Source organism: Nocardioides marmoribigeumensis, from assembly GCF_031458325.1.
In the GTDB taxonomy this organism is placed as follows: domain Bacteria; phylum Actinomycetota; class Actinomycetes; order Propionibacteriales; family Nocardioidaceae; genus Marmoricola_A; species Marmoricola_A marmoribigeumensis.
Map to the genome: position 1 here is coordinate 2825937 of NZ_JAVDYG010000001.1, position 9250 is coordinate 2835186.

8 protein-coding genes and 2 riboswitches are annotated in these 9250 nt (G+C 75.9%); all 8 genes read left to right on the plus strand.

Translation table 11 applies throughout. The features are described 5' to 3' along the window. Positions 1-39 precede the first annotated feature (39 nt). Positions 40-173, plus strand: a riboswitch (cobalamin riboswitch). 27 nt (positions 174-200) lie between these two features. The 8 genes from J2S63_RS13590 to J2S63_RS13625 all read left to right on the plus strand — a co-directional run bounded on the left by J2S63_RS13590 (position 201) and on the right by J2S63_RS13625 (position 9230). Beyond that, positions 201-2261 carry a VWA domain-containing protein gene (locus J2S63_RS13590; protein ID WP_310303149.1) on the plus strand — a complete coding sequence of 687 codons (2061 nt, stop codon included), beginning with the start codon at positions 201-203 and terminating at the stop codon, positions 2259-2261. Further along, positions 2261-2875: a cob(I)yrinic acid a,c-diamide adenosyltransferase gene (gene cobO / locus J2S63_RS13595; RefSeq protein WP_310303151.1), complete on the plus strand. Its 615-nt coding sequence runs from the start codon at positions 2261-2263 to the stop codon at positions 2873-2875. The genes J2S63_RS13590 and cobO overlap by 1 nt, the downstream gene beginning before the upstream one ends. After that, positions 2869-5289, plus strand: coding sequence for a bifunctional hydrogenobyrinic acid a,c-diamide synthase/histidinol phosphate aminotransferase CobBC (gene cobBC / locus J2S63_RS13600; protein ID WP_310303153.1), 2421 nt, complete (start codon positions 2869-2871; stop codon positions 5287-5289). Before cobO ends, cobBC begins: the two co-directional genes overlap by 7 nt. A gap of 12 nt (positions 5290-5301) precedes the next feature. Continuing rightward, positions 5302-6342 carry a nicotinate-nucleotide--dimethylbenzimidazole phosphoribosyltransferase gene (gene cobT, locus J2S63_RS13605; protein WP_310303155.1) on the plus strand — a complete coding sequence of 347 codons (1041 nt, stop codon included), beginning with the start codon at positions 5302-5304 and terminating at the stop codon, positions 6340-6342. Further along, positions 6342-7109 (plus strand): adenosylcobinamide-GDP ribazoletransferase, encoded by a 768-nt coding sequence (locus J2S63_RS13610; protein ID WP_310306703.1) that lies wholly within the window; start codon positions 6342-6344, stop codon positions 7107-7109. Before cobT ends, J2S63_RS13610 begins: the two co-directional genes overlap by 1 nt. Continuing rightward, on the plus strand, positions 7106-8074 hold the full coding sequence (locus tag J2S63_RS13615; RefSeq protein ID WP_310303157.1) for a cobalamin biosynthesis protein: 969 nt from the start codon (positions 7106-7108) through the stop codon (positions 8072-8074). The genes J2S63_RS13610 and J2S63_RS13615 overlap by 4 nt, the downstream gene beginning before the upstream one ends. A gap of 9 nt (positions 8075-8083) precedes the next feature. Beyond that, a riboswitch (adenosylcobalamin (AdoCbl) riboswitch) is annotated at positions 8084-8171 on the plus strand. A gap of 44 nt (positions 8172-8215) precedes the next feature. Further along, positions 8216-8431, plus strand: coding sequence for a CbtB domain-containing protein (locus tag J2S63_RS13620; protein WP_310303160.1), 216 nt, complete (start codon positions 8216-8218; stop codon positions 8429-8431). A gap of 16 nt (positions 8432-8447) precedes the next feature. Further along, complete coding sequence (locus J2S63_RS13625) at positions 8448-9230, plus strand: CbtA family protein (protein WP_310303164.1); 783 nt, start codon at positions 8448-8450, stop codon at positions 9228-9230. Positions 9231-9250: the final 20 nt, after the last annotated feature.

A 9250-nucleotide genomic window follows, 5' to 3' on the forward strand; every position in this document is an offset into this window, starting at 1 on the left:
GCGGCGCAAGGCGAGAGGTGCCCCAACGGCCCACCCATCGGAAACGGTGGCGACGGTGGCTGGGGAGAATCTGGGAAGCCGGTGAGATTCCGGCACAGGCCCGCTGCGGTGAACCGAGCCTCCGACACGAGGACTCGGCAAGTCCGAAGACCGGCCTCCCGCCCGACCAGCACGACTGGCGAAACGAGCGGGAGCCTCCCATGCCACAGCACTATCCCTTCACCGCCGTCCTCGGCTGCGACGCCAGTGACGGCACCGCCCTCGACGACCTGGGCCTCGCGCTCGTCCTCACCGCGGTCAGTCCCGAGATCGGCGGCGTCCTCGTCCGCGGGCAGAAGGGCACCGCCAAGTCCACCGCCGTGCGGGCCCTGGCCGCGGTGCTCCCTCCGATCGACGTCTTCGCCGACGACCGCTTCTCGATCGATCCCGAGGACCCCGCCGCGACCTCGCCCGACGGGCCCTTCCACGACGCCGCGACCAGCAGCCGGCCGGTGCGGCTCGTGGAGCTGCCGGTCGGCGCCACCGAGGACCGCGTCGTCGGCTCGCTGCAGCTCGAGCGCGCGCTGTCGCAGGGCAAGGTGGAGTACGAGCCCGGCCTGCTCGCCCGCGCCCACCGCGGGATCCTCTACGTTGACGAGGTCAACCTGCTGCACGACCACCTGGTCGACCTGCTGCTCGACGCGGCCGCCACCGGACAGGTGAGCGTCGAGCGCGACGGCATCTCGGTGGAGCACGCGGCCCGGTTCGTCCTCATCGGCACGATGAACCCGGAGGAGGGCGAGCTGCGGCCGCAGCTGCTCGACCGGTTCGGGCTCACGGTCGAGGTCGCGGCCCCGCGCGACCCCACCCGACGGGTCGAGGTCGTCCGCCGGCGCCTCGCGTTCGACAGCGACCCCGCGGCCTTCGTCGCGCGTCACCACGCCTCCGAGCGGGCGCTCACCGGGAGGATCGGGGACGCCCGGGACCGCTTGCCGAAGGTGCGGCTGGCCGAGGCCGCGCTGCTCAAGGTCGCCGAGGTGTGCGCCGCCTTCGAGGTCGACGGGCTGCGCGCCGACATCGTCACCGCGCGCACGGCCGTTGCGCACGCGGCGTGGGAGGGGCGCGACGAGGTCACCCTCGCCGACATCCGTCGTGCCGCCCTGCTCGCACTGCCGCACCGGCGCCGCCGCAACCCGTTCGACGCGCCCGGCCTCGACGAGGAGCTGCTCGACCGGGTGCTGGGCGACGACGAGCTGCCGCCGGACCCGCCCGAGGGGCCGCCGCCGGGTGACGGTGGGTTGGAGCACGAGTCCGACTCCGAGCCCCAGTCCGAGTCCGCGCCCGACGGTGGCACGGGACCCGAGACCGAGACCGAGCCGCCCGCCGAGCCGGGTCGGCCCGACCAGACCGGGGCTGACGCACCCGAACCGGGTCCGGGCGGACCCGCGCAGGTGCAGGCGCCGGTCGCCGCCGGGCCGGCGTACCGTCCCCGGCTGCTGTCGGTTCCCGGCCTCGGCGACGGCGAGGCCGGCCGTCGCAGCCGTGCCCGCAGCACCACCGGCCGACGGGTCGGCGCGCGGCCGGGCGCCGACGGGACGCTCGACCTCGTCGAGACCCTCAAGGCCGCAGCGGGAGCCCAGGCGGACCGCGGGGTCCAGGGCCGCGTCGCCCTGCGAGGCACCGACCTGCGGGTCGCGGTGCGCGAGGGCAAGGAGTCCAACCTCGTGCTGTTCTGCGTCGACGCCTCCGGCTCGATGGCCGCGCGGCGCCGGATGGTGCAGGTCAAGACGGCCGTGCTGTCGCTGCTGCTCGACGCCTACCGCCGCCGCGACCGGGTCGGCCTGGTGACCTTCCGCGGGTCGGGCGCCGAGGTCGCGCTGCCGCCGACCCGCTCGGTCGACGTCGCGGCCGTCCGGCTCGAGGAGCTCCCCGCAGGCGGACGCACGCCGCTCGCCGAGGGGCTGCTGGAGTGCGCGCGCGTCATCGAGCGCGAGCGGCTGCGCGACCCGCACCGCCGCCCCCTGCTCGTCGTCGTCACCGACGGCCGCGCGACCGGCGGCGCCGACGCCGTCGCCCGCTCCCAACTGGCCGCACGCCACGTCGCCTCGCTCGGGGTCGCGACGGTCGTGGTCGACGGCGAGTCCGGGCCGTTGCGCCTCGGCCTGGCCGCGCGCCTGGCCGAGCTCCTCGGTGCCGAGCACCTGCCCGTCGCCGACGTCAGCGCCGCGGTGCTGACCGAGTCGGTGCGCCACCACACCCGCACGACGAACGGAGCAGCCTGATGCCCCAGGGCAAGCCCACCACGGTCCCCGACGACGGCCTGACCACCCGGCAGCGCCGCAACCGCCCGCTGCTCGTCGTGCACACCGGCGCCGGCAAGGGGAAGTCCACCGCCGCGTTCGGGCTCGCCCTGCGCGGCTGGAACCAAGGCTGGCGGATCGGGGTCTTCCAGTTCGTGAAGTCGGCCAAGTGGCGCATCGGCGAGCAGACCGTGCTCGAGCGCCTGGGCCGATTGCACGAGGAGACCGGCGAGGGCGGGCCCGTGCAGTGGCACAAGATGGGGTCCGGCTGGTCCTGGTCGCGCAAGCAGGGCGAGGCCGAGGACCACGAGCTCGCGGCGCGCGAGGGCTGGGCCGAGATCAAGCGCCGCCTGGCCGACGAGACGCACGACCTGCTCGTGCTCGACGAGTTCACCTACCCGATGAAGTGGGGCTGGGTCGACGTCGACGACGTGGTCGAGGCGCTCACCTCGCGCCCGGGTCACCAGCACGTGGTCATCACCGGGCGCGACGCCCACCCGACGCTGGTCGAGGCCGCCGACCTGGTGACCGAGATGGCCAAGGTCAAGCACCCGATGGACGTCGGCCAGAAGGGGCAGAAGGGCATCGAGTGGTAGCCCTGCCGCGCCTCGTGGTCGCGGCCCCCTCCACCGGGCAGGGCAAGACCACGGTCGCGACCGGCCTCATGGCCGCGCTGCGCGCCGCGGGCCACCTGGTCAGCGGGCACAAGGTGGGGCCGGACTACATCGACCCCGGCTACCACGCGCTGGCCACGGGTCGCCCCGGCCGCAACCTCGATCCGCACCTGGTCGGGGAGGACCGAGTCGTGCCGTTGCTGCTGCACGGTGCGGCGGGCGCCGACGTCGCGGTTGTCGAGGGCGTGATGGGCCTGCACGACGGCCGTGTCGGCACCGACGGGTTCGCCTCGACCGCGCACGTCGCCGCCCTCACCGCGAGCCCCGTGGTCCTGGTCCTCGACGTCGCGCGCAGCTCGCGCTCCCTCGGCGCGGTGGCCGCCGGCATGGCGGCGTACGACGGGCGCGTGCGGGTCGGCGGTGTGGTCCTCAACCGTACCGGCTCGGACCGCAACACCGCCGAGGTCGTCGCCTCGCTCGAGCGGACCGGGCTGCCCGTCCTCGGCTCGCTGCCGCGCGACGAGAGCCTGGCCACCCCCTCGCGCCACCTCGGCCTCGTGACCGCGGCCGAGCGTGACGGGTCCGAGCGGCTGGTGGAGCGCCTCGGCGAGCAGGTCGCGCGGCACCTCGACCTCGACGGGCTCCTCGCCCTCGCGCGCACGGCCGAGGACCTGCCCAGCGAGCCGTGGGACCCGGCGCGCGAGGTGACCGCGAGGACCGGGTCGCGGCCCCGGGTGGCGGTGGCCGGCGGGCGCGCCTTCACCTTCCGCTACGCCGAGACCGACGAGCTCCTGCGGGCCGCGGGCTGCGAGGTCGTCACGTTCGACCCGCTCACCGATCCGACGCTCCCCGCCGGCACGCAGGCGGTCTACCTCGGCGGTGGCTTCCCCGAGGTGCACGCCGCCGAGCTGTCCGCCAACCACAGCCTGCTGCGCGACCTCCGATTGGCCGTGGAGTCCGGCGTCCCGACCGTCGCCGAGTGCGCGGGCCTGCTCTACCTCGCCCGGACGCTCGACGGCTCCCCGATGGCCGGTGCCGTCGACGCGGAGGCGGCGATGAGCGAGCGGCTCACGCTGCGCTACCCGGTCGCGACCGCGCCTGCCGACTCGCTGCTGGCCCGGGCGGGGGAGCAGGTCACCGGGCACGAGTTCCACCGCACCCGCACGAGCCCGGTCGCTGAGGGCGACGGTGCCTGGGTGGTCGACGGGGCCGCGACCGGCTTCGCGACACCGACCACGCACGCGTCGTACCTCCACGTCCACTGGGCCGGTCACCCCCGGCTCGCCCAGCGGTTCGCCGACGCCGCGCACGCCGCGACGCCGCACGTGCCGCACGCCGTCCCGGAGCCGGTCGCCGAGCCTGTCTCGGGGGACCACGGACCAGTGGACCCGTTGCGTCACCACGGCGACCGCGAGGTCGGCCCCGGCCTGCTCGACCTCGCCGTCAACGTGTACGCCGGGGCGCGCCCGGCCTGGCTGGACCGTGCGCTGCACGCGGCGATCGACGACGCCGCGAGCTACCCGGACGCGAGGCCGGCCGCGGAGGCGCTGGCCCACCACGTGGGCCGTCCGACGGGCGACGTGCTGCCGACCGCCGGCGCCGCCGAGGCGTTCACTCTCGTCGCCCGGCTGCGGGCGTGGCAGCGGCCCGTCGTCGTGCACCCGCAGTTCACCGAGCCCCAGGCGGCCCTGGAGGCAACGGGCCACCGGGTCACCGAGGTCCTCTGCCGTGCCGAGGACGGCTTCGCCCTGCGGCCGGGGTCCGTCCCCGCCGACGCGGACCTCGTCGTGGTCGGCAACCCGACCAACCCCACCGGCGTGCTGCATCCCCGCGAGACGATCGCCGCGCTGCGCCGGCCGGGTCGGCTGGTGGTGGTCGACGAGGCGTTCATGGACGGCGTGCCGGACGAGCCCGAGTCCCTCGTGGGCGAGGCGTCCGAGGACGTGCTCGTGGTCCGCAGCCTCACCAAGCAGTGGTCGGTCCCGGGCATCCGGGCCGGCTTCGTGGTCGGCGGCCCTGCGCTGGTGGAGGAGCTGGTCCGCCTGCAGACCCCGTGGTCCGTGTCGGGTCCGGCCGTCGCCGCGATCGTCGCCTGCTGCTCCGGGGAGGCGCGTGCGGAGTCGGCCGCGCGGGCGTATCGGCTCGACGCCTGGCGTGCTCACCTCGAGGCCGGGCTGCGCGACCGGGGGCTCGAGCACGTCGCCTCCGCCGCCCCGTTCGTGCTCGTCCGCCTCGGCCGCGGCGCACGGGAAGCCCTGCGGGAGCACGGCGTCGCGGTGCGCCGCGGTGACACGTTCCCCGGGCTCGACCCGTCATGGGTCCGCGTGGCGGTGCGGCCGCCCGCGACCACCGACCGCTTCCTCGCCGTCCTCGACGAGCTGCTCGTCACCACCTGACAGGAGTCCCCGATGCCCTACGTCTCCGCCCCCTCGGACGTCGTCGCCCGCCACGCCGCCCGCCGGCTGGCGGCCCTGGCCACGCCACCGGGCGCCCTCGGTCGCCTCGGCGAGCTCGGCGCCTGGATCGCCTCCTGCCAGGGCCAGGTGCCGCCGGTCCCGGTCGAGCGCGTCAGCCTGGTGATCTTCGCCGGCGACCACGGCGTCGCCGAGCACGGCGTCTCAGCCTTCCCCAGCGCCGTCACGGGTGCGATGGTCCGCACCTTCGTGCTGGGCCGTGCCTCGGTCAACGCGCTCGCCGCCCAGCACGACGTGCGGGTCCGCGTGCTCGACCTCGGTGTGGACGACGACTTCGAGGACCTGGACCCCGCGGTCCGGGCCGCGCTCACCCAGCACAAGGTGCGCCGGTCGAGCGGCGCGATCCACCTCGAGGACGCGCTGACCGAGGAGCAGGCGCGCGGCGCGATGGCGGCCGGGGCGACGGTGGCCCGCGAGGAGGTCCGGGCCGGCGCCCAGCTGCTGCTCAGCGGCGACATGGGCATCGGCAACACCACCCCCGCCGCGGCGATGGTCGCCGCCGGCCTCGGCGTGCCCGCGACTGAGGTGGTCGGACGGGGGACCGGTGTCGACGACGAGACCCTGGCGCACAAGGTCGCCGTGGTCGAGGCCGCGCTCGCCAGGGCCGGCGACCGGGCCGCCGACCCGCTGCAGACGCTGTGCGCCCTGGGCAGCGCCGACCTGGCCGCTACCACCGGCTACCTCCTCGCCGCCGCCCAGGACGGCGTGCCCGTGCTGCTCGACGGCCTCATGAGCGTGGCGTGCGCACTCACCGCCGACCGCTTCGAGCCCGGTGCTGCCGCGTGGTTCGCGGCGGGCCACCGCTCCACCGAGCCGGCGCAGAGCCTCGCCCTGGCCAAGCTCGGGCTCGAGCCGCTGCTCGACCTCGGCATGCGGCTCGGCGAGGGCTCGGGCGCGGTCGCTGCGGTGCCTCTCCTGCGCAGCGCCACCGCGTTGCTGCGCGACGTCGCGCTGCTCCACGAGCTCGGCACGTGATGCTGCTGGACTCCTGGCGGCTGTCGGTCGGGACGCTCACCTCGGTGCCCGTGCGTCCGCCGGTCGAGGTCGACCGGCGACGCGCAGGTACGGCGATGCTGCTCGCGCCGCTCGCGGTGCTGCCCCTCGGCGTCGCCGTGGCTGCGGTCGTCCTGGTGGGCACCTGGCTCGGCCTCCCGGCGTACGTCGTCGCGCTGCTGGCCGTGGCGGCCGTCGTCCTGGGCAACCGGGCGCTCCACGTCGACGGGCTGGCGGACACCGTGGACGGGCTGGCCGCCTCCTTCGACCGCGAGCGGTCGCTCGAGGTGATGCGGACGGGGACGTCGGGGCCTGCCGGCGTCGCGGCCGTGGTGCTCGTCCTCGGCCTGCAGGCCGCAGGGCTGATGGGTCTCCTGGCCCAGGACGCGACGGTCGCCACCGCGGCGCTCGCCGGTGCCGCCGTGTGCGCCTCCCGGGTCGCCCTGCTGGTCTGCTGCTCCCGCGGCGTGCCCACGGCGCGTCCTGGTGGGCTCGGAGCCGTCGTGGCCGGCACGGTCGGCCGGTCGTGGCTCGTCGGCGGATCGGTCGTGGCGGCGGCGGTCCTCGCCCTCCTCGGCGTCGCCGCGGGCCTGCCGTGGTGGCGGGGTGCCCTGGCGGTGGCCCTCGCGCTGGTCGCGGTGGTCGTGCTGGTCGCCCGCGCGGTCCGCCGGCTCGGCGGCGTGACCGGGGACGTGTTCGGCGCGGCCGTCGAGATCTCCCTCGCGACTGTCCTGGTCGCGCTGTCATGACACCGCGGGCGGCCGGGCTCGCGCTCGGCTTCGCAGCGGACCGCCTGCTGGGCGACCCGCGCCGGCTCCACCCCGTCGCGGGCTTCGGCACCCTCGCCGCCGGCCTCGAGAGACGTCTGCACGCGGACTCCCGGGCCCGCGGTGGCGTGCACACGGTCCTGCTGGTCGGCGGCGCGGTCGGCCTCGGCATCGCGGTCGAGCGCGCGTGCGCGACACCGGCGACGCGGACGGTGGCGACGGCGGCGGCCACCTGGGTGGTGCTCGGCGGCCGCTCGCTGGAGCGTGAGGCTCTCGCCGTGCAGGCGCACCTGGACGCCGGCGACCTCCCGGCCGCCCGGCAGCGGGTCACGCACCTGGTGGGCCGGGACCCGAGCACGCTCACCTCCGACGAAGTGGCCCGTGCGGCCGTGGAGTCGGTCGCGGAGAACACCTCCGACGCCGTCGTGGCGCCGCTGGTCTGGGGAGCGGTGGCCGGGGTGCCCGGTCTGCTCGGCCACCGCGCGGCCAACACCCTGGACGCGATGGTGGGCCACCGCACCCCCCGCTACGAACGGTTCGGCTGGTCCGCGGCCCGTCTCGACGACCTGCTCAACCTCCCGGGCTCGAGGCTCGCCGGCGTCCTCGTGGTGCCCGCGTCCCCGGGGACGGCCCGCGACGCGCTGGCTGCCTGGCGGAGCGACGCTCGGCACCACCCGAGCCCCAACGCAGGCGTCGTCGAGGCGGCGTTCGCCGGCGCGCTCGGCCTGAGGCTCGGCGGTGCCAACACCTACGGCGACCGGGTCGAACACCGTGCGGTCCTCGGGGGTGGGCGTGCGCCGCAAGCCGCAGACATCGGCCGCAGCACACGGTTGGCGGCGCGGGTCGGGGTCCTGAGCACCGCTGTCGCGACCGCGATCGCCCTGCGTCCGGGCCGTCGTACGACGGCCGGCGTGGACGGGTGCAGGAGCCGGTCCGGGGTGCGCTAGTCTCCGAGCACGGACACGAGGAAGCCGGTGGGAATCCGGCACAGTCGCGCTACTGTGACACCGCCTCCGGGCGGTGGAGTCAGACCCGAGTGTCCGTTCATCCCATCACGACAGGGACGCACGAATCCCTGAGGAGGACACATGTCGCAGGTCTCTGCGGCGCCGGTCGCCGGCGCCCCCGTTCCCACCGTCCCGGTCGCGCAGCTCGCACCGTGGGCCCTGTTCCTCGGCCTGCTGGCCACCCTGGTGCTGTTCTTCGTGAGCACCGACCAGGGCGCGGTCTCGGTCTTCTCCGGCACCGCCCTGCACGAGTTCGTGCACGACGGCCGGCACCTGCTCGGCTTCCCCTGCCACTGAGCAGCGGGGGGCCTGCATGACTGCACGCGCCCTGCTCGTCCGAGGACTCCTCGCCGGCCTCCTGGCCGGCCTGGCCACGTTCGTCGTCGCCTACGCGGCCGGTGAGCCGCACGTCGAGGCGGCCATCGCGCTGGAGGACGGCGGCGACGCCGCCCACACGCACGAGCACGCCACCACGGACGACCACACCCACACCCACGACGGGGACGCCGTCGTCTCCCGCGCCGACCAGCGGACCTGGGGCCTGCTCACCGGCACCCTGGCGGTGGGCGTCTCCCTCGGCGGGATCGTCGCGCTGGTCGCGGCCGGCATCGTCGGACGCATCGGCACCCTGCTGCCCGCCCAGTCGACCGCCCTGGTCGCCGTGGTGGGCTTCGTGTCGGTGGCCCTGGTGCCGTTCCTGAAGTACCCCGCCAACCCGCCCGGGGTCGGCAGCGGTGACACGATCGGCCAGCGGACGGCGCTCTACTTCGGGTTCCTGCTGCTCTCGGTCGTGTCCGCGGTCGCCGCGACGTACGCCGGGGTGCGGCTGCGCGGGCGCCTCGGGTCCTACGTCGCCGCCGTGGTCGCGGTGGTCGCCTACCTGGCGGTCGTCGTGGTGGCCGGGCAGCTGTTCGCGACCGTGGACGAGGTGGGCGACTTCCCGGGCGACCTGCTGTGGTCGTTCCGCACCGCCTCGCTGCTCACCCTGGCCACGACGTGGGGCGTCCTCGGGGTCGCCCTCGCCGGGATGGTCGGACGCCTGCACGCGCAGCAGAGCGCGGTGCTGCGGCGCCGCGAGCTGGCTGCGGCCCTCTGACGCGGCGCTCCTACGCGGCC

Excerpts from the sequence above, each read along its gene's own strand:
- J2S63_RS13615 (WP_310303157.1), top strand. The coding sequence starts at position 7,106 with ATGACACCGCGGGCGGCCGGGCTCGCGCTCGGCTTCGCAGCGGACCGC.
- J2S63_RS13610 (WP_310306703.1), top strand. The coding sequence starts at position 6,342 with ATGCTGCTGGACTCCTGGCGGCTGTCGGTCGGGACGCTCACCTCGGTG.
- J2S63_RS13620 (WP_310303160.1), top strand. The coding sequence starts at position 8,216 with ATGTCGCAGGTCTCTGCGGCGCCGGTCGCCGGCGCCCCCGTTCCCACC.
- J2S63_RS13625 (WP_310303164.1), top strand. The coding sequence starts at position 8,448 with ATGACTGCACGCGCCCTGCTCGTCCGAGGACTCCTCGCCGGCCTCCTG.
- J2S63_RS13590 (WP_310303149.1), top strand. The coding sequence starts at position 201 with ATGCCACAGCACTATCCCTTCACCGCCGTCCTCGGCTGCGACGCCAGT.
- cobO (WP_310303151.1), top strand. The coding sequence starts at position 2,261 with ATGCCCCAGGGCAAGCCCACCACGGTCCCCGACGACGGCCTGACCACC.
- cobT (WP_310303155.1), top strand. The coding sequence starts at position 5,302 with ATGCCCTACGTCTCCGCCCCCTCGGACGTCGTCGCCCGCCACGCCGCC.